Source organism: Hathewaya limosa, assembly GCF_030815255.1.
GTDB classification, from domain to species: Bacteria; Bacillota; Clostridia; order Clostridiales; family Clostridiaceae; genus Hathewaya; species Hathewaya limosa.
In genome coordinates this window covers 88,357-112,876 of record NZ_JAUSWN010000004.1, presented here as the reverse complement: position 1 = coordinate 112,876, position 24,520 = coordinate 88,357, and the positions used below count along the sequence as shown (strand labels likewise).

The window sequence follows — 24,520 nt, the reverse complement described above, 5'->3', positions numbered from 1 at the left end:
TCACCTACTGTTTTCTAATTTTACATAAGAAAAATCCATCCATATATTTATTAGGCAGTATTGTTAAATAGCCTTTTTTATCATAAAGTATATTATCACTTTTTCCTATAAACACTGGTTCAATTTTAAATTCGGGATTTTCTTTTATAAAAGAATTCACAATATCCTCATTTTCCTTTTTATTTAAAGTACAAGTTGAATATATAATTTCTCCTCCTGATTTTACATATCCTGCTGCATTTTGAAGTATGGTATATTGGATTCGAGTTAATTCATTTAATTCTCTTTCCTTTTTATTCCATTTAATTTCAGGTTTTTTTCTTATAATACCAAGTCCTGAACAAGGAACATCAGCTAATACAGCATCAGCCCATTCCTTATATGTTTCATCATATTCTTCTGCATCCTTAATGCTTGCCTTTATAATATCAATGCCCAGTCTTTTTGCATTTTGCTCAATTAACTTTATTTTATGTTCATGAATATCAAAGGCCAAAATCTCACCTTCATTATCCATAATTTCTGCCATATGAGTAGTTTTACCTCCTGGTGCACTACACAAATCCATAACTTTACTTCCCTTTTCTATATCCATTAAAGGTGCAGTTAACATAGCACTTTCATCTTGAACCGTAATAAATCCTTCTCTAAATAGTTTATTTTTTTCAATACTACTTCCTTTTTTTATTATTATGCCTTCAGGACATACATCACTTTCTTCTACGTCATATCCTTCTTGAAATAATTTTTCCAAAGTATCTTCATAATCTCCCTTTAGGGCATTAACTCTTACTGTTAATGCTGGTCTTTCGTTTAATCCTTTTAGAATTTCAATAGCTTGCTTTTCACCATATTGTTCTATAAATAAATTTATCATCCATTTAGGGAATGAATATTGAAGTGCAAGTTTTCCATCAATTGAACCATTAGCCTTTAGTCTTGGTTCTCCTTTTCTCATATAATTTCTTAAAACACCATTTACTAACTTAGATTCTTTAACTCCTCTATGTTTTTTACAAATATTTACTGCTTCATTTACAATTGCAAAATCAGGTATTTTATCTAAGTATTTAAATTGATATATAGATGTTCTAAGTATAGTTAATACATATGAATCTATACTTCCAACACCTTCTCTTAAAAAATAATTTAATATTTCATCTATAAGCCCTTTATATTTTAAAGTTCCATAAACTATTTCCGTTATAAGTGCTTTATCCTCTCTCTTAAAATCATATTTATTTAAATATGTATTTAATGTTATATTTGAATAAGCCTTTTTATATATTACTAAGTTAATAACCTCTATTGCTACTTCTCTACTATTCATAAACACCTCATATTTTTCTTATCTAATTTTTTAATCATTTCTATTATTGCTTATAGCAATTAATCTTAAAAGTTGAGCTATTGCTGTAATTGCTGCCGCTACATATGTTAAAGCTGCTGCCTCTAATACTTTTTTAGCTCCATATAATTCTTCTTTATATAAAATAACTTTCTCATCTAAAATTTTTATGGCTCTTGCTGATGCATTAAATTCTACTGGCAAAGTTATTAATTGGAATATTACTGCTCCTGAAAACAAAACTATTCCTAAAGTTACTAATCCTTTAATACTAAAAAAAAGTCCTAACATAAAAAATATCCAAGATGCACTAGAACCTAAATTAACTATAGGTACTATGGAATTTCTTATTTCCAAAGGCATATACTTATTTTTATGTTGAATTGCATGCCCTGTCTCATGGGCTGCAACTCCAATAGATGCAACTGAATTTCCATAATATACATCCCTTGATAATCTCATAACTCTATCTCTAGGATCATAATGATCTGTTAAGCTCCCTGATACAAGCTCTATTGGAACATCAAATAACCCTTCACTATCTAATAATATTCTTGCCACTTGTGCACCTGTTAAACCACTTTTACTATAAACATTTGAAAAATTTGCAAAGGTACTTTTAACTTTTATTTGTGCATACATAGCTATAATAAAGGCTGGTATTAATATAATCATAGTAGGATCCCAAAAGTAAAAACCCATAAATATCCTTCCTTTCTTATATTTTATTAGATTCTAATCTGTTAAAATAACATCTATATTTATAGAGTTCCCTTTTATATACTCTCCAACATTCATGGCTTTCTTACCTGGAAATTGTATAGATTTAATTAATAAAATATCTTTGCCACATGCAACTTTAATTCCGTCTTTTGAAACCTCCAATATCTTTCCTGGGGTATCATTACATTCTTTATCTATAACTTGGGATGAATAAATTTTCATCATTTTATCTTCATAATAAGTATAAGAAACTGGCCATGGATTTAATCCCCTGATAAAGTCATGTATTTTTTTTGCATCTTGATTCCAGTTAATTTTAGCCATTTCTTTATTTAACATAGATGCATACATTGAAGTTGTTTCGCCTTGTTTTATAGGAGTTATCTCATTTTTAGAAAGTTTATTTAAAGTTTCAATTAAAAGGTTTCCTCCTCTTTCCATTAAAACATCATGTAATTCTCCTGCTGTCATATTATCTTCTATATCTACTTCATCAACTAATAACATATCTCCAGTATCTAGTCCTACATCCATTAACATTGTAGTATTTCCACTTTTGTTCTCTCCATTTATAATTGCCCAATTTAAAGGTGCGGCACCTCTATACTTTGGTAAAAGAGAGGCATGTAAATTTATACATCCATACTTAGGTATATCTAAAACTTCTTTAGTCAAAATTTGCCCAAATGCTACAACTACAATAAAATCTGGTTTTATATCTTTAATAATTTGCTTTACTTCTTCATCCTTTCTTAAGCTCTTAGGTTGATATACAGGTATATCATATTTTAAAGCCATCTCTTTTATTGGAGACATTGAAAGCTTTTTACCTCTACCTTTAGGTTTATCTGGTTGTGTTAAAACCGCTTCTACCTTAAAATTATCTATAAGAGCCTGAAGTGATGGTACAGCAAACTCTGGTGTTCCCATAAAAACTACTTTCATTATTTCTCATTCCTTTCTAGTCTATAATCTTATCTATAAATAAAATTCCGTCTAAATGATCAATCTCATGACAAAAAGCTCTTGCTAAAAGCTCTTCTCCCTCAAAAATAGTTTCTTCTCCTTCTTCATTTAAACCTTTTACCTTTACATAATTGGGTCTTTCAACTCTACCTTGTTCACCTGGAACACTTAAACATCCCTCTATATCAATTTGACTCCCTCTTTTTTCTAGTATTTCTGGATTAATTACTGCAAAAGGTCCTTCCCCTACATCTATTACAATAATTCTTTTTAATATTCCTACTTGAGGAGCTGCAAGTCCTACACCATTTTCTTTATACATAGTTTCTTTCATGTCTCCTATTAGTTGAAGATCCCTAGGTGTAATTTCAGTAACCTGTTTACATTTTTTTCTTAAAACTTCATCGCCATTTATTCTCAAATTTCTTAATGCCATTTATATTCCTCCCATTTTTTCAACTTTTTGTTTATTATATCTAAATATCTAATTCTATTTAATTCCTACTCTTTATTATATAAAGGAATTAGGATTTATATCAATTCCTATTTTTATATTTTTAAAATTATTTTCATTTAAAGTTTTATATACTATATCTTTTACCTTAGATGCAAATTGATTTTTAAAATCTCCCTTAAAAATTATAGTCCATCTAAATTCTTTTTTTAATTTAAATACAGAAGAAGGACTTGGCCCTAACATATTTATTTTATCATATTTTGTCAAAATATCTTTTAAATTTTTCTCTAAAATAGTAACATATTTATAAACATTATCCTTATTCTCTGAACTTATATTAATTAAAAGTATTTTAGAAAAAGGTGGATAATCTAAAGCTTTTCTAAGACATATCTCTTCTTTAAAAAAATCCCTATAATTATTTTCCGATGCATATACAATACTATAATTATCTGGAGAATAAGTTTGGAGGATAACTTCACCTTCTTTTTCTCCTCTTCCAGCTCTCCCTGCAACTTGAGTTATAAGTTGATATGTTTTTTCTGTCGCCCTATAATCAGGATAATTTAAAGATAAATCTGCAGCTAATACCCCAACTAAAGTTACATTTTCAAAGTCTAAACCTTTTGCTATCATTTGAGTTCCTATTAAAATATCTGCTTTTTTGTTTTTAAACACATTATATAAGTTTTCATAAGAATCTTTTTTTCTTGTAGTATCATAATCCATTCTTATAACTCTACTATTTTTAAAATATTTTCGAACTTCACTTTCAACTTTTTCTGTTCCTATACCAAAATATTTCACATATTTACTTTTACACCTAGGACATACCGTAACAGAACTTTCAGTATATCCACAATAATGACACACCATATTTCCGTTATTATGATAGTTCAAACTTATATCGCAATTTTTACATTTAAAAACATATCCACATTTTCTACAAGATACAAAGGGTGAAAACCCTCGTCTATTTAAAAACAAAATAACCTGTTCTTTTTTTTCTAACCGTTCCTTAATTCCATTATATAATGCTCTACTAAATATAGAACGATTATTTTGCATAAGTTCTTCTCTCATGTCTATAATTGTAGATTTTGGTAATGGTTTATCAGACACTCTTTTATCTAAATTGATTAACTTTAATTCACCTTTTAATGCATTATAATAAGTCTCCAAACTAGGAGTAGCTGAACCTAAAACTACTTTTACATTTTTTAACTCACTTATGCAAAAAGCTATTTCTCTTGCATTATACTTAGGATCACTATCGGACTTATAACTTGATTCATGTTCCTCATCAATTATAATAAGTCCTAAATCCTCAAAAGGTAAAAACAAGGCTGATCTAGCCCCTACAGCTACATTTACCTTTTTTTCCTTAACTCTCATCCATTGATCAAATCTTTCTCCTTGAGAAAGTCTGCTATGAAAAATAGCCACTTCTTCCCCAAATCTTCCGTGAAATCTTTCTATCATTTGAGGGGTTAATGAAATTTCTGGTACGAGTATAATACTTTGCTTTCCCTTATTAAGCATATTTTCTACTAAGCTTAAATATATTTCTGTTTTTCCACTCCCTGTAACTCCATGTATAAGAAACTTGTTTTCTTCTGAAAACATTATAGAATTCAACGCATTTACTTGCATATTATTTAGAATCTTTTTATCATAATACTTGTAACTCCTATTACCAGTTCTCCAATCTATTTCAGGTCTTAACCTCAAAAATCCATTTTTAATTAAGGTATTCACAGAACTTATAGATAGATTATATTTACTTTTTATTTGACTTCTTTCTAGGGATTCTTCTTCCACATATTTCATAATACTTATATATGGCTCTTTGTTATATCTTCCTTCTAGTTCTTTAATTTTATATAAAATTTCTTTTTTCTTGAACTTCATGCCTTTACTAATACCACTAGGCAAAAATAATCTTATACATTCAATATATGTACAAAGATATTTTTCACGCATTATTTTAATAAGTTCTATATCACTTATACTTAATAAAGGTTCTTTTTCGCAAATTACTGAAATTTCTTTTATAGAAAAAGAAAAATCTATATCTTCTTCCTCTATAAACTCTACTACATATCCTTCTACTTGTTTATTACCCTTTCCAAAGGGAACCATAACTCTATGTCCTATCAACAAATCTTCTAAAAAACAATCTGGTATCTTATAAGTAAAAGGTTTATCTATAGCATTCGTTAAAGAATTAATTATAATTCCTGCATATTCACTCACTTTATCACCTTTTCAAAACTAAATGTAATTTACTATAATAAATAAAGAAAAAAGCGCATTAGCGCTTTTTGTTTATTAAATTAAATAATTCACTTGCAAGTTCTCGTTTTGTAATTCTCTCTGTTTGAACTTTTAATCCATCCTTAGATAAAATAGTAGCTTTATTATACTCTGATTTAAATCCAGTATCAGAATTTAAAATACAATTAGCAACTATATAATCTAAGTTTTTCTTCTTTATTTTTTTCTCAGCATTTTCTATAACATCATGACTCTCAGCTGCAAATCCTACTAAGACTTGGTTCTTTTTATTTTGTCCTAAAGTATATAAAATATCTCTGTTTTTTACTAATTCTATAGTAAATTCTTCAGAACCTTTTTTTATTTTCTTATCACTATACGCCCTAGGTCTATAATCAGCAACTGCTGCATTTTTAACTACAATATCAGCCTCTTCATAATATTTCATAACTTCATTATACATTTCTTCATTAGTATTAACGGAAATGTATTCTACTCCATAAGGAGGTTTTAAATTTGTAGGTCCTGAGATTAAAACAACATGGGCACCTCTATCTCTAGCTTCTTCCGCTATAGCATATCCCATCTTACCAGAAGAATTATTAGTTATTATTCTTACAGGATCTATTCTTTCTATTGTAGGTCCTGCTGTAACAATTACTTTTTTATCTTTTAAGTCTTTTACATCATATAATTTACTACAAATAGCTTCTTCTATTAAACTTGTATCTGCAAGCTTTCCTATTCCTTCATCTCCACAAGCAAGTCTACCTTTGACTGGTTCTATAAAATCATAACCATGTTTTTTTAATTTAGTTATATTTTCTTGAACTATTGAATTATTGTACATGTTACAATTCATAGCTGGAGCAAACACAACTGGAGCGTTAGTTGCCATTATTGTAGTACTTAACATATCATCTGCTATGCCATTTGCAATTTTTCCTATAATATTAGCTGTAGCAGGAACTACAGCTAATAAATCAGCCTTTTGAGCTAAAGATATGTGTTGAATCTCCCATGCTTTAGGTTCTGCAAACATATCTGAAATAACCATGTTTTGACTTAAACTCTGAAAACTTAAGGGACTTACAAATTGTGTTGCAGATTTAGTCATAATAACATGAACAGTAATATCACGTTTTCTTAACCTACTAATAAGATCTAAAGCCTTATATACTGCAATTCCACCTGTAACTCCTAAAACCACGGTCTTATTTTTAAGCATGGTTATTTGATACCATCCTTTATTCTTTGAACTGTTATAACGCCTTGATTAATCTCATTTATAGCAACTGTAAGTGGTTTTGTAGATTTTGTATTTACAAGTACTTCTTCGCCATCAATAATTTGTCTAGCTCTTTTTGAAGTAGAAATTATTAAAGAGTATCTATTATCTACCTTTTTTAATAAATTTACCACTGATGGGTTTATCATTGCATCTGAATTAGTCATTTTCATAGCCTCCTATTATATCTTCACAAAAATCTTTTTGTCTATCTGCTCTGCATTTTTCGGCCTTTATTATAGCCTCTATTTTTTCAGCAGCATTGCTTACTATATCATTTATTACCATATAGTTATATTTTGATACATAATTTAATTCTTTAAACGCCGATTGGAATCTTAAATTCAAACTTTCTTCAGTTTCGCTTCCTCTACCTAATATTCTATTCTTTAGTTCTTTCATAGATGGAGGCATAATAAATACAAATACACCTTCTGGATAGATCTCCTTAACCTTCAATGCACCTTGAATATCAATCTCTAAAATTACATCTATACCTGCATCGATCTTTTCCATTATTTTATCTTTAGGAGTTCCATAATAATTTCCGTATACCTCTGCATACTCGAAGAATTGGCTATTCTCTATCTTTTTTATAAATTCTTCTTTTTCTAAAAAGAAGTAACTTTTACCATTAACTTCACCTGCTCTAGGTGTTCTTGTTGTTGCGGAAACTGATAACCAATAAGCTTCATTCTTTAGTATTTCCTTACAAACGGTACCCTTTCCTGCACCTGATGGACCTGATATTACTATTAATAACCCCTTTTGTTTCATTTATTCATCCACCTCATCCATAGCTTCTTCATCCTTAACAGATAATCTATGAGCTACAGTTTCAGGTTGAACTGCTGATAAAATTATGTGGTCACTATCTGTTATAATAACCGCTCTTGTTCTTCTACCATAAGTAGCATCTATAAGCATTCCTCTATCTCTAGCTTCTTGAATTATTCTTTTTATAGGTGCTGATTCCGGACTTACTATAGCAACTAATCTATTAGCTGATACAATATTACCAAATCCTATATTTATTAATTTTATATTCATAAAACCCTCCTACATGTAATTATTCAATATTTTGTACTTGTTCTCTAATTTTTTCAATATCATTTTTAAGTTCTAAAGTATAATTTAATATTTCTAGGTCATTTGCTTTTGAGGCAATAGTATTTGCTTCTCTATTCATTTCTTGTACAATAAAATCTAATTTTCTTCCAATGGATTCATTTAAATTTAATGTAGATTTAATTTGCTCAACATGACTATATAGTCTTGTTATTTCTTCATCTATACTAGCCTTATCAGCAAATATAGCTATTTCCATAGCAACTCTACCCTCATCATAATTCTTCACTTCATCCATTAAATCCTTTAATCTTGCACTTAATTTATTTTTATATTCTAAAACCACTAGCGGTGATCTTTCTTTTACAGAATCTACCAATTGTGTTATATGAGTACATTTGTTTAAAAGATCCTCTTCTAATTTTTTACCTTCTTGTTTTCTCATAGAAAGTAAATTTTCAATAGCTTGTTGTAAAGCTTTTTCCATAATGCCCCACACTTTTTCTAAATCTTCTTCTTTTTGTTCTAATGAAATAACTTCAGGGTATCTTGAAATAGATCCTACAGTAACATCATCTCTTAATCCAAATTTTTCGCTTAAGGTTTTAAAACACTTTAAATAACTTTCAGCCAAACTAATATTTAAAACAGCTTCAGTAGATTCTTTTTCGTAATCTTTCTGAGTTATGTATATATCTACTTTTCCTCTTTTTAAAGAATTCTTAACTTGTGTTCTTATCCTGTCTTCTAAGGACATAAATGTTCTTGGAAGTTTCACCGATACTTCTTGAAATCTATGATTTACACTTTTGATTTCTATTATAAAGGTTTTACCACCATCTGTGCTGGTACCTCTACCAAACCCAGTCATACTATTTGCCATACTATTCACCTTCCAATTATGGTCTATAAATATACTATAAATTATACATAAAAAAAAATACTTATTTCAAATTTTATTCTTATCATATTATTTAAAACATATTTTCATAAAAAAATCAACTATTTTACACAAATAGTTTACAATTTATCAAAATAAAAACTCTCTTTATTAAATAAACCTACTAAATAAAGAGAGTTAATTTTATATTTTATTTTAACATAAATTTTAATATTATAGGAATATGAATTTTAATATAAATAAAATTGCTAAAATATAAATTACAGGTGAAACATCTTTTCTTTCTTGCCCTTTTATTTTTTGCATAATATTATATATTCCATTTATAAGTGCATAAGAAAATAGTCCAATTGTTAATCCATCGCCTATACTATATGTCAATGGCATAAGTGCTATAGTTAAAAATGCTGGTACACCCTCTGTAAAATCATTTAAATCAATTTTAACAATATTTTGCATCATAAAAAATCCCACCATAATTAGTGCTGGGGCTGTAGCACAAGCAGGTATACTTGTAAATAATGGTGAAAAGAACATTGCAATAAAAAAAAGTATTCCAGTAACAATAGATGCTAATCCGGTCCTAGCCCCTTCTGCAACACCAGAAGAACTTTCTACAAATGTTGTTACTGTAGATGTACCCAAAACAGCACCAAAAGTTGTACCTATAGCGTCTACTAAAAGCGCCTTTCCTGCATTTTTCACATGTCCATCTTTATCTACCATACCTACTTTTGAAGCTACACCAACTAAAGTTCCAACCGTATCAAAGAAATCTACAAATAAAAATGAAAATATTACAACTATAAAATTTCCTAACATTTTTGTATCCGCCATATATGAAAAATCTAATTTGAATGCAATTGGTTTTATACTTGTACACTCAAATATTTTATTTGGTACAAAAATCATATGCTTAGCTGCCATTTCTGGGAGTACTAAAGCATATATCCATGCTACTATAGTACTACTTAATATACCAAGTAAAATACTTCCTTTTATATTCTTTACACTGCATATTACAATAACTAAAATTCCCACTAAAGCTATTAATACAGTAGGTGAAGTTAAAACACCAATAGATACTTTTGTTGATTTATTTGCTACAACTATACCTGCATTACAAAATCCTATAAAAGCTATAAATAAACCTATCCCAGCCGTTACGGCTAACTTCATATTTTTAGGAATACAATTAGCTACTTTCTCCCTGACATTAGTTACTGATAACACTATAAATATGATACCTTCAACAAACACTGCTGTTAAAGCCACCTGCCAAGGTATATTCATACCATCTTTAGAACAAACTGAAAAAGCAAAATAAGCATTTAATCCCATACCAGATGCCAAGGCAAAAGGTAAGTTAGCATATACCCCCATAAAAATAGTGATAATTGCCGCTGTTATGCATGTTACTGTAACTAATGCTCCTTTATCCATACCTGTCACACTTAAAATACTAGGATTTACAGCAATAATATACGCCATAGTTAAAAAAGTTGTAATCCCCCCTATTATTTCTTTCTTAGTATCTGTACTATTTTCCCTAAGTTTAAAAATTTTTTCCATTAACATACCCTCCATAAAATAATAAAAACCTTAAGATAGTCCTATCTTAAGGTTTTTTATTTATATAAATTTAATTATTTACAAACAAAATTTATATATTACCAAAGACAAGCCTATAGTCGAATATTTAAGGTATTCGGTAGAAACTACTGAACCATATTTTCAGTATTATATAAGCAAGTTATTCGCTTGTTTTATTAATTAAATCTTATCAAATTAATATTACGTTGTCAATGGATTTTCGAACATTTATTTTTTTATCACTTATATTGTTCGTATTTTAATATATATCCTGCTCAAATATTTTCCTTATTTCTTCTTTATCTGTAGTTCTACCAAGGGCTACCATTAATTTTATTCTTGCTTTTTGCCCTGGAAGCCTGTCTCCAAATATAACCCCAGCATTTCTTAATTCTTTTCCTCCACCTTTATATCCATAACTATCTAGTACCCTTCCTTTAAAACATCTAGACACCATTACTACTATTACATCCTTTGCCATGGCTCTTTCTACAGCTTCAGCCATTTTAGGAGGTAAATTTCCTCTTCCCATAGCTTCTATAACTATTCCTTTGCTTCCTTCACTTACAGCAAAATCTATGAACTTACCATCCATCCCTGCAGCGGCTTTAATCAAATCTACCTTAGTTTCTATTTTGTCTGTTAAAACTTTTTGTTTATTAAGATTATCTCTGTAGAATATGGCCTCATTATTATCTACAATACCTACTGGTCCAAATTCAGGACTCTTAAATGTATTTAAATGCATAGAATGTTCCTTTGTAACCTCTGATGCACAATTTATTTCATCATTTAAGCACACTAAAACCCCTCTACCTTTGGCTTCTTCCGAAATAGCGGTGCATATAGATGCAGCTAAATTAGCAGGACCATCATATCCTAACTCTGAACTATTTCTCATAGATCCTGTAACAATTACCGGTTTATTAGAATTTAAAGTTAAATCTAAAAAATATGCTGTTTCTTCTAGGCTATCTGTTCCATGAGTAGTTACAACTCCTACAATATCTTCCCTATTTAAAAGTTTTTGTATATAGGCTGATAACTCCATCATAAGCTTTGGAGTAACATGTGGGCTTGGTAAACTTGAAAAAGTATATGTTTCAATTTCCGCATATTCTTCAATTCCTGTTACCATTGACATTATTTGTTCACCATCTAAAGTAGGTACTGCTGCTTGAAGTTTAGGATCAACTCTCATGCTTATAGTTCCCCCATTAAATACTATAGCAACCTTTTTCATACCTAAAATCCCCTCCTGTTTTTCAATTATTAATTTCATACAATCTAATTATATATCTACCTTTTAACTATGTCATGGAATAAAATTAAATTTTTATTCTTTTTTGATACTTTTCATCATTTTCATACTTTTTTTAAAATAATAAAACACTTTGTAAAAACAAAGTGTTTTATTATTAACTTTATAAAATTATACAAATTAATCCGCCATTACCTTCATTAATAATCTTTTCTAAAGTTTTTTGTATTTTAGTTTGAACATCTTCTGGCATTTTATATAATTTCTTTTGTAATCCTTCTTTTACTAATACTTCAAGAGATTTTCCAAACATATTACTTTGCCAAATTTCTGATGGATCATTCTCAAATTGTTCTAACAAAGATTTTACTAATTCTTCACTTTGTTTTTCTGTTCCCATTATTGGGGATACCTCTGTCTCTATATCGGCCTTAATTAAATGAAGAGAAGGTGCACTGGCCTTTAACTTAACGCCATATCTATTACCTTGTTTCACAATTTTAGGTTCTTCTAATCTCATTTCTGAAAGTTGAGGTGCTACAAGACCATATCCTGTTTCTTTAACATCTCTTAAGGCATCTTTAATCTTATCATACTCAACCTTCGCCTCATGAAATTCTTTTATTATACCTAACAAATCACTTTCTCCATTAATTTCACATTGACCTACTTCACTTAAAACTTTGTAAAACAAATCCCCCTTAGGATTAAGTACCATTGTTGCCGTACCATCTCCCATATTAACTTCTTTTAAAAGATTATTTTGAAGAAATTCACATTGTTCTACACTTTTAAATGATTCTTTTATATCCCTTAACTTAAATATATTTTTACACATACCCTTTACTACATTTAAAAAGTCTATTTTTAACCAATGTTCTGGAGATAATTTTTCAATCCATGATGGCATGTTTATTTTTATCTCTTTTACAGGGAATTCTTTTAATACTTTAGCAAAAATCTCTTTTATATGTTCTTCTGTCATATTTAAAACATCTATAACTTGTACTGGAATATCATATTTTTCTTCCATATTTTTTTTCAATTCTAAAGTTTCAGGTGCAGTACTATTTTTACTATTTAATACTACTATAAAAGGTTTATTAATAACTTTTAACTCATTAATAACTCTTTCCTCAGCCTCTAGATATTCTTCTCGTTGTATACCTGTTATAGACCCATCTGTAGTTACTACTATACCTATAGTAGAATGTTCATTTATAACTTTTTTAGTACCAATTTCAGCGGCTTCTTCAAAGGGAATTTCATAATCATACCAAGGTGTATTTACCATCTTATGACCTTCCCCTTCTTTATAACCTAACGCCCCCTTAACTATATATCCAACACAGTCCACCATTCTAACTTTTAATTTTGTACTTTCATCAAAAGAAATTTCTACAGCTTCATTAGGTACAAATTTAGGTTCTGTTGTATGAATAGTTTTTCCTGAAGCACTTTGAGGAAGTTCATCCTTAGCACGTTCTTTTTTATGAGGATTTTCTATGTTCGGTATTACCATAAGATCCATAAATCTTTTGATAAACGTTGATTTTCCCGTTCTAACGGGACCAACTACACCAACATATATGTCCCCCTCGGTTCTTTCTGCAATATCTTTATATATATCAAAATTCTCCAATATATACACCCTCCCATTTGCTTTTTATCAATATATATATATTGAAGAATAAATTTATTTATAACCTCTTTAAAAAATATTTTTATTTATATTAAAATATAGCAACGTATATTTCTAGTATTGTATTAAAGAAATTATTTTATATTAACATTTTTTAATTGATAAAAGTTTAATAAGAAAAAACCTCCTTGTGTTTAAATGGAAGTGACCAAACAACCATTAACAAGGAGTTTTTCGTATGTTATCTAATAAAAATAATAAACTAGTTTTTCATATCAATGATAGTATAATATTTATTAGGAGATCTTATAATTTAAAAATCTATAATTTCATCTTTTTTTTCTCTTGTCATTAATTCTTGTATACATTCCTTTACATTAGCTCCTTTATACAATACATCATATAAAGCCTCTGTAATAGGCATAGAAACATTTATTTGTTCTCTTAATTCATATATAGCTTTACAGGCTTTTACTCCTTCTACAACCATATTAACCTCTTTACAAGCTTCTTCCATACTCATACCTTGTCCTATTAAAATTCCTGCCCTTCTATTTCTACTATGAACACTAGTACAAGTAACTATTAAATCTCCCATACCAGTCAAACCATAAAAAGTTTTTAAATCACCACCCAATTTAACACCTATTCTGATAATTTCACTCATACCTCTTGTCATCAACGCAGCTTTAGCATTATCCCCATATCCCATACCATCTAAAATTCCTGCGGCTAATGCTATAATATTTTTAACAGCACCCCCTAATTCAACAGCTACTAAATCATCATTAGTATATACTCTTAAATCTTTATTCATAAAAAGATCTTGAACTTCTTGAGAGTACTTTTTATCTTTAGAAGATGCTACAATAACTGTTGGAATACCTATACTTATCTCTTCGGCATGACTTGGTCCTGATAATATAACTACAGGATTATTAGGAACCTCCTCTGAAATTATCTCGGACATTCTCTTTAAAGTTCCTTGTTCTAATCCTTTAGCAATACTAATAATAATTGTATCTTTAGATATAAAAGGTCTGATCTTTTTACTATATTCCCTTATAACATGAGATGGAAGAGACAAAATTAAAAATTTTGCACCTTCCACCGCAGTTTTTAGATCTTTTTGGCCTTTAATTTTACAAGATAATTGAATATTTTTTAAATATTTAGAATTTTCATGTTTTAAATTTATATCATTAATTACATTTTCATTTCTATCCCAAATAACAATATCTAAATCATCTCTTTTAGCTAATACAGTAGAGAGAGCAGTTCCAAAACTGCCCCCTCCGAGAAATGTAGCTTTAATCATTCTTATCATTCCTCTCTCTGAATATAAATTTAATTCCTGTACCTTTAAAATCAAATCCGTCTCTTAATTGATTTTCTAAATATCTTCTATAAGAGAAATGTACAAGCTCCGGATTATTTACAAAGAATACAAATGTAGGTGGTTTTACACCAACTTGAGTTACATAGAATATCTTTAATCTTCTACCACAAATTACTGGTGGCTCTTTCATCATAAGCGCTCTATTTATTACATCATTTAAAAGACCTGTTTGAACTCTAAATGAATAGCTCTCATAACATTCTTTTACTTTTTGTAACACTCTATTTACTCTTTGACCAGTTTTAGCTGATATAAATAGGTACTCTGCATAGTTCATAAAGTTTAATCCTTGTTTTAATTGTTTTGTGTATATATCTAAGGTCTTATTATCTTTTTCAACTAAATCCCATTTATTTACTACAACTAAAATAGCTTTATTTTGTTCATGAGCAAATCCAATGATTTTTTCATCTTGATCTGTTAGTCCTTCTTCTGCATCTATAACTAATATACAAACATCAGCTCTCTCAACAGAAGCTAAACTTCTGATTACACTATATCTTTCTATCTCTTCTTTTACTTTACTCTTTCTTCTAATACCAGCTGTATCTATTAAGACAAATTTTCCTTCTTCTGTTTCAACATAGCTATCAACAGCATCACGAGTAGTTCCTGGTATATTACTTACTATATTTCTGTCTTGGCCTAAAATTCTATTTATTAAAGAAGATTTTCCTACATTAGGCTTTCCTATAACAGCAATCTTAACAATATCCTCTTCTTCCTCTTCTAAAGCTTCTATAGCTTCAAAATGAGAAACTACTTCATCAAGCATATCTCCTAAACCTAGTGCCTGATTAGCTGAAATTGGTATAGGCTCACCTAAACCTAAATTATAAAATTCATACATACTATCTTCTAACTCTACTCTATCAACCTTATTAACAACTAAAACTATAGGTTTTTTACTTTTTCTAAGCATTTGTGCAACTTCATTATCTGAATCTGTTAGACCTTGCTTTCCATCAACTAGGAACATTATAACATCTGCTGTTTCTATAGCCATTTCAGCCTGTCTTCTCATTTGTGAGAAAATTATATCCTCTGATTTAGGTTCTATACCACCTGTATCAATCATTGTAAATTTGTGATTTAACCACTCTGATTCTGCATAAATTCTGTCTCTTGTAACTCCTGGTGTATCTTCTACTATAGCTATTCTTTTTCCTGCTAATTTATTAAATAATGTAGATTTACCTACATTAGGTCTTCCTACAATAGCAACGATAGGTTTTGCCATATTTATTCCTCCTCACTATATTCATTAATTATATTAATTAAATCTTCTCCTGTATAATCACATAAAATTATCTTTCTATCAAGTTCTTTTTGTAAGTCCTCAATAGTATAATCATCTAAGAGAATTTGTTTATTATCATCACTAAGTTCGTAGCCTTTTCTAATTACATTATTAGGCAAAATTATATTATCCCCAATTTCTCCTTTTTTAAGCTGTTCCATAATATCTTTCCCTGTTAATAATCCTGCTACCGTAATAGTTTCTCCAAAAAAATAATTTATAATTTTTTTAACTTCAATTTTTATATTAGGATTTCTATCCTTAATACTCTTACATATGTTATTAATTTCATTATAAGCGGAAACTCCAGTTACTACAGTAAAGCTTCCTTTTTTGTTTAGATTTAAATTATCTAAACTATTATGTATATTATGTCTAAGAATTCTTATCATACCAATTCCATCTTCTAATTGTCCAAATCCATTATAGAAATCATAATTTGGTACCTCTTCACCTGCCAAAACATAAAACTCATCAGAAAGTCTAACAAAAGGAGTTTGTATTTCCTTCATAAATTTTTCTTGCATAGGCTTTAAATCTTCAATTTCTTTCTTAGCACTTTCTTTTGTATAAGTTTTAAGTTCAAACAATCCTTCTCTAAACTTAGTAACCCCTACTGGAACTGCTGCTATATCATTCACATAAGGATATAACTTATATAAATCATTAATTGTTCTATAAAACTCTTCTCCATTATTAATTCCAGGACAAAGCACTAATTGACAATTCATAATTATTCCTGCTTCTGCAAATCTCTTCATATAATCATAAGCTTTACCTGCAAATCTATTATTCAACATCTTTTTTCTTAATTCGGGATTTGTAGTATGTATAGATATATTAATAGGACTAATTTTATATTTTATGATTCTTTCTATGTCTTCCTCTTTCATATTGGTAAGAGTAACAAAATTACCTTGTAAAAAAGATAATCTTGAATCATCATCTTTGAAATATAGGGTTTTTCTCATTCCTTTAGGCATTTGATCTATAAAGCAAAAAATACATTTATTCATACAGCTTCTAGCGCCATCCATAATACTTTTCTGAAACTCAATACCTATTTCTTCATCATAATCTTTTTCAATTTCTATATCCCAAATCTCACCATTAGATTTTTCTATAGTAATAACTAGTTCTTCATCTGTAGTTAAAAATTTATAGTCTATAATATCTTTAATCTCTGTATCGTCTATACTAATAAGAAAATCTCCGACTTCTATTCCTACTTCCTCAGCAATACTATTAGGTTTAACTTTGCTTATAAGATTTTTCATTTAAACCTCCTCTGATAAACAACATACATCACTTTATATTACCCTAATTCTCTTTTTTAGTCAATCTATTTACTTCAAACCTAATAAAACCCTCCTTATATAGGAAGGTTTTCATTAAGTTCCAACAGCAAAGTTTTCTATAGTTCTTTTTCCTTGAATGCTTTTAAGATAATTTATAAATTCTTGAGATTCTTTTTTATATTTTTTATCATAGATAACATTTAAATTATATGTTAAAGGATAAGTTAGTGTCTTAATACTATCCTTTGAAAAATGAACTCCATTAAGTTTTAAAGTTTTTATTCCATTACTTTTTCCATATTGCAAATTAGTATATCCGATATATCCTTCTTGTTTTACCTTACTTATCATCTCATCCATTGTATTAACAACTTCTACTTTGGAATCATACATAATTTTAGAAGGAAACTCCATAACTTGCTTATTAAATTTTTTTCTTAAAGTGTTATTATCATCGAACATTACAAATTTTATTATATTTTCTTTATTAGGATTATCTTCAAATCTATTTACTTTACCACTATATATATCTCTTAAATTTTCAAAATTTATATTTTCTAATTTAGAACCTGCACTTGTAATAATTCCTATACCATCTTTCCCTATAGTTTCTATTGCAATATTTTCTGTCTGTCTTTCTTCAAACCCCATAAAAACACATGCTTCTTTCCCTTTTTTTAATATAGAATCCACTTCGGCTTCATCTATAGTTTTTATTTCTATTTTATATTTACTATTTAGATTTACATCTTTAACTATACTATCAGCCATTGGTTTTATTACATTACTACAATAAAGAATGAGACTATTATTTTCTTCATTTTTAGCATTATTAAATTTTAAAGGTAATGTGGAACATGCTGCAAAAAATAGACAACTTATAATACACAAAAAAGCCAAGAATTTTTTCATTTAAATCCCTCGAATCTTTTAATGTTTTTCTTAGTTTTTCTCATATTATTTTTTTTATTCATTTAAATCAACTTTTTCACCTGTAACTAGATATATAGTCCATTCACATATATTAGTTATATGATCTCCTATTCTTTCTAAATATTTATAGGCTAAAAGTATTCTGTATATAGTATCTATATCTTTACTTTTTTCATTTATGGAATCTATAATTTTGGTAAACGCAAGACCATACAATCTATCCACTTCATCATCCATTGCACATACTTCATATGCCTTTTTTACATTGCCCTCAACATAAGAATCCAATGATTCTCTGAACATATTTAATATAATTTCTACTATGTCGTTTATCAAAACTAGTTCTTGTTCCATATTACTATTTTTAATTTTTATAGTCATTTTACTAATATTCACTGCATGATCTGCTATTCTTTCTAGGTCAGTTACTATTTTAGTTGAAGTAAAAATATTTCTAAGATCTCCTGCTAATGGTTGTTGAGTTGCTATAAGTTTTATTGCTTTATCTTCTATATCTTTTTCAAAATCATCTATTTCATCATCTTTTTTAATTATTTCCTCGGCCATAATAGAATCTTTATTTAAAACAGATTTAACAGCATTATATAATTGTTTTTCTACCATTGACCCCATTCTTATTATATCGTTGTGAAGTTCTTCCATAGAACTTTCAAAGCTTACTCTAACCATTTCATTCATCTCTCTTTCTTAGTACTTATAATCTATCCAAATCTTCCTGTTATATAATCCTCTGTCCTTTTATCTTTGGGATTATAAAATATTTCATTAGTCTCTCCAAATTCAATAATTTCACCATTTAAGAAAAATGCAGTTTTATCCGAAATTCTTCCTGCTTGCTGCATATTATGAGTTACAATTACCACTGTATAATTCTTCTTAAGCGTTTCCATTAATTCCTCGACTTTTAAAGTTGAAATAGGGTCCAATGCTGAAGTAGGTTCATCCATTAATATAATTTCGGGTTTAACAGCCAAGGTTCTAGCTATACAAAGTCTTTGCTGTTGTCCCCCTGACATACCTAAAGCACTTTTATTTAATCTATCTTTTACCTCTTCCCAAATAGAAGCACCTTTTAAGCTTTGTTCCACTATTTCATCTAGAATCTTCTTATTCTTAATTCCATGTATCCTTGGTCCATAAGCTACATTATCATATATACTCATAGGAAACGGATTGGCCTTTTGGAATACCATACCCACTCTTTTTCTTAAATCTATTATATTGTAACTTTCCGAATAAATATTTTTATCTTCAAAAATTACCTCTCCTTTAATCTTTACACTATCTATTAAATCATTCATTCGATTTAAACATCTTAAAAAAGTTGACTTTCCACAACCAGAAGGTCCTATTAATGCTGTAACTTTATTTTTATCTATCTCTATATTTATATTCTTTAAAGCATGATTACTTCCGTAATAAAGATTTAAATCTTTCGATACAATTATCATATACTTATTCTTCTCCTTTCTAGTGCCCTTCATATGATCTGCTCATTTTCTTTCCTATTAACTTAGCTATTATATTAAAAACTATAACCATAACTATTAAAACAGCAGCCGCCCCACTAGCTATCTTTCCACTATTGGACATCATTCCTTCTGAATTAGTTTTCCATATGAATACCGATAAAGTTTCCGCAGGTCTAAAAATATTTAATGCTCCATTTTTAGAAAATAATTCTGTTACCTTAAAGCTTATATTCGGTGCGCTCATACCTGCAGTATATAATAAAGCCGCTGCCTCTCCAAATATTCTGCCAGCCGCTAATATAATAGCTGTTAAAATTTGTGGAATAGCCCTTGGAAGAATTACCTTTTTTATAGTTTGCCATTTTGTAGCCCCTAATGCCAAACTTCCTTCCTCTACACCTTTTGATGAGGTGCTAATAGCATCTTCACTTACCCTTACTAAAGATGGTAAATTTAATATACTCAGCACTAATGCTCCTGAAAATAATGTAAATCCCCATCCTGTTTTATTTACAAATACTAAAAGTCCAAATAATCCAACTACTATAGAAGGAAGGGATGCCATAGCTTCAATTGAAATTCTAAGAATTTTTATAAACAAACCTTTCTTAGCATACTTTGCTAAATAGATTCCTCCTCCTATACCTAAAGGCACAGAAATTAATAAAGATAAAATTAGTATATATATTGAATTAAATAATTGTATTCCTACTCCTCCTTTACCATCAACGGTAAAAAGAGATGTTCCAAATAAAAATTTAGGATTTAATCCATGTATTCCATTGATAATAATATATCCTATTAGAAAAGCAAGTAATATTAATACAAAAATACTTATGCAATATAAAAATCCTGTAAATACTTTATCCTTAAACTCCCTATTCATTTATTTTTCCCCCTTTTTTCCTATAAATTTAATAATCAATATAAATAAAAAGGAAATTAAAAGAAGTAATAATGCTAAAGACCAAAGAGCATCATTCCACGGAGTACCATTTAAGGTATTTGCCATATCCATAGTCAAAACAGATGTTAAAGTAGTTGCTGGTTTTAATAAACTATCTGGATACTTTAGAGTATTTCCTATAACCATTTGTACTGCTAAAGCTTCTCCAAAAGCTCTTGCTAATCCTAAAACTATACCTGTTAAAATTCCAGTTTTTCCTGCCGGAAGCAACACTTTAAATATTGTTTGACTTCTTGTTGCCCCCATTCCATAAGAAGCTTCCATATACTCTTTAGGAATATTTTTTAATGTGTCTAATGTAAGACTTGTTATTGTAGGTAGTATCATTATGCTTAATACAATAATACCTGCAAATAGACTAAATCCTATTCCTCCAAAAATATTTTTTATTAAGGGTACTAATAAGGTTACTCCAAGCCATCCGTATAAAACTGAAGGTATTCCAACAAATAATTCTATTGCAGGTCTTAAAATTTTTTTGCCAATGTTTGGTGATATATAGGTTATAAATAAAGCTAAACTTATACTAATAGGAGTACTTATTAGTATTGCTCCTAAAGATACTAAAGTAGATCCTAAAATAAACTTAGCACTTCCAAAGGAAGGTATATCTCCTTCTGGAGACCAATGTCCCGAAAAAACGAATTCTTTTACAGATACACCATTGTTAATAAAACTTTTCACTCCCTTACTAGCCAAAAATAAAATAATAGAAAAAGTTATTATAACTATAAATACTCCACAAAAAGTAGCATATATGTTTCCTAAATATTCATTTTTTAACTTATTAAAAAAATTCTTATTTTCCATTTTTAACACTGCCTATCTAAAAATTATTTTAAATTTTTAACAGGAATATATCCCATTTTTTCAATAGTAGAACTATTTTCTTCACCGATAGTATAATCTATAAAATCTTTTACTACTCTCTTTCCTTCACCCTTTGTATACATGTGTTCATATGACCAAAAATCATACTTATGTTCTATAATATTTTCAATTGTTGGTTCTACTTTATCTATTTTCAATAAATTAATATCTTTTTTAACCTCTTCTGTTATATAAGGTAAAGCTAAATAACTTATTGCCCCTTTTGTACTTTGAAGAGCCGTCTTTACAGCACCACTAGAATCTTGAGTTATTCCCAAACTTTCTTGTTCTTTTTTGCCTTCCATAATTTTATCCAAAAAAGCTGCTCTAGTTCCTGAAGAAGAACTTCTATTAATTACACTTATTTCTTTATCTTCTCCTCCAACTTGTTTCCAGTTAGTTATTTCTCCAATAAAAATTTTTTGAATCTGCTCTTTTGTTAGAGAATTGACCTTTACATCTTTACTAACTACCATTGCAAATCCAATTCCACATACCTTGTTATCTATTAATTCTGCTAACTTTGTTTTATCTTTTAATTTCTTTTCTGCTAACACATCGGAATTCCCTATATCCGCTGTTCCTTCAGATACTTGATTTATACCAGCTCCACTTCCACCACCTTGTACATTAATTGTAACTTGAGGATTTTTAATTTTAAAATTCTTGGCTGTTTCTTCTACTAAAGGTTGTAAAGCTGAAGATCCAATGGCTGTAATAGTCTGAGCATTATTATTTTCTTTTTGTGCTTTAGTTGTTTCTGAACTTCCACATCCTACAAATGTCCCTATTATCAGTGTACTTGCTATTAATAAACTTATTATTTTAGTAAAACTGTTTTTCATATTTTATACCTCCAAAATTAATTTACTTTTATCCTTTAGCATTTTAATCTTTAATATAAATATACTAATTTAAAGTTAAATCCAAATTACTTAAAAGTTAAGTTAAGTTTTTTACATGTTAATTAAATTTTACAAAAAATAAACCTAAAGATTATCTTAAAATAATCTTTAGGTTTATGTTTCCTTTAATTTATAAATTTTATCCCTCTTCATATGGAATCTTTACTATAAATAAACTTCCCTTACCTAATTCACTTTCCACAAAAATTTCACCATTAAATAAGATGATTATATGTTTTACTATTGCAAGTCCTAATCCTGTTCCCCCGTTGGCTCTTGATCTTGCTTTATCTACTCTATAAAATCTTTCGAACAATCTTGATATTTCAGATTTTGGAATTCCCACGCCATTGTCTTTTACTGTTATAGTAAAGTACTTATCATAACTTTTACAAAGTATTTTAACATACCCTCCTAAGTGATTATATTTAACTGCATTATCAATCAAGTTAATAAGCATTTGCTTAAATTTATCACCATCACCTAATATGTTATCTATCTTATCTCCTTCTAAAGTTAATTTTATTTTTTTAGACTCCGCCTGACTTTTTATTAATAAAAATACATCATTTATAAGATCATCTACATTAATATATTCTTTTTTAATTTCTTTTTTATTTTCAATATGAGAAAGTATTAATATATCATTAATAAGCCTAGTTAATCTTTCTGCTTCATTATTTATTATGTCTAAAAATTTTTCTCTATATTTTACATCATCCACTTCTTTTAATGTCTCAGCAAAACCTTTTATAGAAGTAAGAGGTGTTTTAAGTTCATGGGATACATTTGCAACAAATTGAGATCTCATATTTTCAAGTTTTTTAATATCAGTAATATCCTGAACTACAGCTACCTTTCCTATATGTTCATTTCTATTTATTATATCTGTAGTCTTTATCCTAAGATCTCTTTCTTGAGGCCACATTATCTTAAATTCTTTATATTCATTATCATTATTTAAAAGAATTTTTTCCAACTCATAATCTTTAATATTATTTAAAAGAGATTTACCCATAATATCTTCATCAATTCCAAAAATTCTTTCTGCATATGGGTTTATCATAATAACATTAAAATTCCTATCTACTGCAATAATTCCACTATCCATACATTTTAAAATAGCCTCTAATCTATTTTGATTATCCAATGCTTCATTTATTGTTTTTTGCAATTTATTAGCCATAGAATTAAAATTTTTACCTAAAGCACCTAATTCATCAGCAGAAGTTATATTAACTCTTCTATTTAATTCTCCCTTAGCAATTCTATCAGTAGCAAAATCTAAATCTTTAATAGGCTTTACTATTATATACGTTATCTTATTACAAATCCATAAAGTAAATATTAAAATAACTACAATAATAATTAAATAATAATTTAGAAATTTATTATTTAAAAGCGAAATACTATCCATATAAATTGAACTTCTAATAATGTCCCCATTTTCTAACTTTGTAGCTAAATATAACATTTTTTTATTAGAAGAAACTGATTTTCTTAAACTTATTCCTTCTCCTTTTTCTTTTGCTCCCTTTATCTCATTTCTTTCATTATGATTTTCTAATTTTCCATCATTTAATTCTGTATCAAATAAAACTTTTCCTCTAGAATTAATATAAGTTACCCTAATTTCTTTCTCTTTTATATGATCTTTTTTAAGCCCTTTATTTTCAGATAAAAACGATCTCATAAGATCATTATTTGCTCTCAGATAATTAGTAACTAATTCTTCTTGTTTATACTCAAATACTTTAGATATTAAAAATATAACTATACCTACGACTATTGTAATAGACAAAAACATAGATATCATTATCTTTTTTTTCAT

Annotated in this window: 23 protein-coding genes and 1 riboswitch; all 23 genes read right to left on the bottom strand. The window is 28.4% G+C overall.

Annotated features, from left to right (window positions below):
- Positions 1 to 4: 4 nt before the first annotated feature.
- Positions 5 to 1,330, bottom strand: a complete 1,326-nt coding sequence (gene rsmB / locus QOZ93_RS03595; protein ID WP_307355138.1) for a 16S rRNA (cytosine(967)-C(5))-methyltransferase RsmB — start codon at positions 1,328 to 1,330, stop codon at positions 5 to 7.
- A 30-nt stretch (positions 1,331 to 1,360) separates the two neighbouring features.
- Positions 1,361 to 2,050: a zinc metallopeptidase gene (locus QOZ93_RS03590; RefSeq protein ID WP_307355137.1), complete on the bottom strand. Its 690-nt coding sequence runs from the start codon at positions 2,048 to 2,050 to the stop codon at positions 1,361 to 1,363.
- Positions 2,051 to 2,083: 33 nt separating this feature from the next.
- The gene (gene fmt, locus QOZ93_RS03585) at positions 2,084 to 3,016 is read right to left on the bottom strand and encodes a methionyl-tRNA formyltransferase (RefSeq protein ID WP_307355136.1); all 933 of its coding nucleotides are present in this window, start codon (positions 3,014 to 3,016) and stop codon (positions 2,084 to 2,086) included.
- Between the two features lie 16 nt (positions 3,017 to 3,032).
- The gene (def, locus tag QOZ93_RS03580; protein WP_307355135.1) at positions 3,033 to 3,473 is read right to left on the bottom strand and encodes a peptide deformylase; all 441 of its coding nucleotides are present in this window, start codon (positions 3,471 to 3,473) and stop codon (positions 3,033 to 3,035) included.
- A 75-nt stretch (positions 3,474 to 3,548) separates the two neighbouring features.
- Positions 3,549 to 5,750 carry a primosomal protein N' gene (gene priA, locus QOZ93_RS03575; protein WP_307355134.1) on the bottom strand — a complete coding sequence of 734 codons (2,202 nt, stop codon included), beginning with the start codon at positions 5,748 to 5,750 and terminating at the stop codon, positions 3,549 to 3,551.
- 58 nt (positions 5,751 to 5,808) lie between these two features.
- Entirely contained in the window at positions 5,809 to 6,999 is a 1,191-nt protein-coding gene (gene coaBC / locus QOZ93_RS03570; RefSeq protein WP_307355133.1) for a bifunctional phosphopantothenoylcysteine decarboxylase/phosphopantothenate--cysteine ligase CoaBC, read from the bottom strand.
- 2 nt (positions 7,000 to 7,001) lie between these two features.
- Complete coding sequence (rpoZ, locus tag QOZ93_RS03565; RefSeq protein WP_111942782.1) at positions 7,002 to 7,226, bottom strand: DNA-directed RNA polymerase subunit omega; 225 nt, start codon at positions 7,224 to 7,226, stop codon at positions 7,002 to 7,004.
- Positions 7,219 to 7,836 (bottom strand): guanylate kinase, encoded by a 618-nt coding sequence (gene gmk, locus QOZ93_RS03560; protein ID WP_111942784.1) that lies wholly within the window; start codon positions 7,834 to 7,836, stop codon positions 7,219 to 7,221. The genes rpoZ and gmk overlap by 8 nt, the downstream gene beginning before the upstream one ends.
- Positions 7,837 to 8,109: an extracellular matrix/biofilm regulator RemA gene (gene remA, locus QOZ93_RS03555; RefSeq protein ID WP_111942786.1), complete on the bottom strand. Its 273-nt coding sequence runs from the start codon at positions 8,107 to 8,109 to the stop codon at positions 7,837 to 7,839.
- A gap of 19 nt (positions 8,110 to 8,128) precedes the next feature.
- Positions 8,129 to 9,010 (bottom strand): YicC/YloC family endoribonuclease, encoded by an 882-nt coding sequence (locus QOZ93_RS03550; RefSeq protein ID WP_307355132.1) that lies wholly within the window; start codon positions 9,008 to 9,010, stop codon positions 8,129 to 8,131.
- 231 nt (positions 9,011 to 9,241) lie between these two features.
- Positions 9,242 to 10,600: an NCS2 family permease gene (locus tag QOZ93_RS03545; protein ID WP_307355131.1), complete on the bottom strand. Its 1,359-nt coding sequence runs from the start codon at positions 10,598 to 10,600 to the stop codon at positions 9,242 to 9,244.
- Positions 10,601 to 10,696: 96 nt separating this feature from the next.
- Positions 10,697 to 10,796, bottom strand: a riboswitch (purine riboswitch).
- An 84-nt stretch (positions 10,797 to 10,880) separates the two neighbouring features.
- Entirely contained in the window at positions 10,881 to 11,864 is a 984-nt protein-coding gene (locus tag QOZ93_RS03540) for an asparaginase (RefSeq protein ID WP_111942792.1), read from the bottom strand.
- Positions 11,865 to 12,045: 181 nt separating this feature from the next.
- On the bottom strand, positions 12,046 to 13,524 hold the full coding sequence (spoIVA, locus tag QOZ93_RS03535) for a stage IV sporulation protein A (RefSeq protein ID WP_111942794.1): 1,479 nt from the start codon (positions 13,522 to 13,524) through the stop codon (positions 12,046 to 12,048).
- Positions 13,525 to 13,837: 313 nt separating this feature from the next.
- The gene (locus QOZ93_RS03530) at positions 13,838 to 14,842 is read right to left on the bottom strand and encodes an NAD(P)H-dependent glycerol-3-phosphate dehydrogenase (protein ID WP_307355130.1); all 1,005 of its coding nucleotides are present in this window, start codon (positions 14,840 to 14,842) and stop codon (positions 13,838 to 13,840) included.
- Positions 14,835 to 16,163 carry a ribosome biogenesis GTPase Der gene (gene der, locus QOZ93_RS03525; RefSeq protein WP_111942796.1) on the bottom strand — a complete coding sequence of 443 codons (1,329 nt, stop codon included), beginning with the start codon at positions 16,161 to 16,163 and terminating at the stop codon, positions 14,835 to 14,837. The genes QOZ93_RS03530 and der overlap by 8 nt, the downstream gene beginning before the upstream one ends.
- A gap of 2 nt (positions 16,164 to 16,165) precedes the next feature.
- Positions 16,166 to 17,500: a DUF512 domain-containing protein gene (locus QOZ93_RS03520; protein ID WP_307355129.1), complete on the bottom strand. Its 1,335-nt coding sequence runs from the start codon at positions 17,498 to 17,500 to the stop codon at positions 16,166 to 16,168.
- Between the two features lie 114 nt (positions 17,501 to 17,614).
- Positions 17,615 to 18,433: a substrate-binding domain-containing protein gene (locus QOZ93_RS03515; RefSeq protein ID WP_307355128.1), complete on the bottom strand. Its 819-nt coding sequence runs from the start codon at positions 18,431 to 18,433 to the stop codon at positions 17,615 to 17,617.
- A gap of 54 nt (positions 18,434 to 18,487) precedes the next feature.
- Positions 18,488 to 19,144 (bottom strand): phosphate signaling complex protein PhoU, encoded by a 657-nt coding sequence (gene phoU, locus QOZ93_RS03510; protein WP_111944391.1) that lies wholly within the window; start codon positions 19,142 to 19,144, stop codon positions 18,488 to 18,490.
- A gap of 32 nt (positions 19,145 to 19,176) precedes the next feature.
- A complete protein-coding gene (gene pstB / locus QOZ93_RS03505; protein ID WP_307355127.1) occupies positions 19,177 to 19,926 on the bottom strand; it encodes a phosphate ABC transporter ATP-binding protein PstB in 750 nt (249 codons plus the stop codon).
- 19 nt (positions 19,927 to 19,945) lie between these two features.
- Positions 19,946 to 20,833, bottom strand: coding sequence for a phosphate ABC transporter permease PstA (gene pstA, locus QOZ93_RS03500; RefSeq protein WP_307355126.1), 888 nt, complete (start codon positions 20,831 to 20,833; stop codon positions 19,946 to 19,948).
- Positions 20,834 to 21,724 (bottom strand): phosphate ABC transporter permease subunit PstC, encoded by an 891-nt coding sequence (pstC, locus tag QOZ93_RS03495; RefSeq protein ID WP_111942806.1) that lies wholly within the window; start codon positions 21,722 to 21,724, stop codon positions 20,834 to 20,836. It abuts the gene before it with no gap.
- Between the two features lie 23 nt (positions 21,725 to 21,747).
- Positions 21,748 to 22,629 carry a phosphate ABC transporter substrate-binding protein PstS family protein gene (locus QOZ93_RS03490; protein ID WP_111942808.1) on the bottom strand — a complete coding sequence of 294 codons (882 nt, stop codon included), beginning with the start codon at positions 22,627 to 22,629 and terminating at the stop codon, positions 21,748 to 21,750.
- A 199-nt stretch (positions 22,630 to 22,828) separates the two neighbouring features.
- Positions 22,829 to 24,520 carry a two-component system histidine kinase PnpS gene (pnpS, locus tag QOZ93_RS03485; RefSeq protein ID WP_307355125.1) on the bottom strand — a complete coding sequence of 564 codons (1,692 nt, stop codon included), beginning with the start codon at positions 24,518 to 24,520 and terminating at the stop codon, positions 22,829 to 22,831.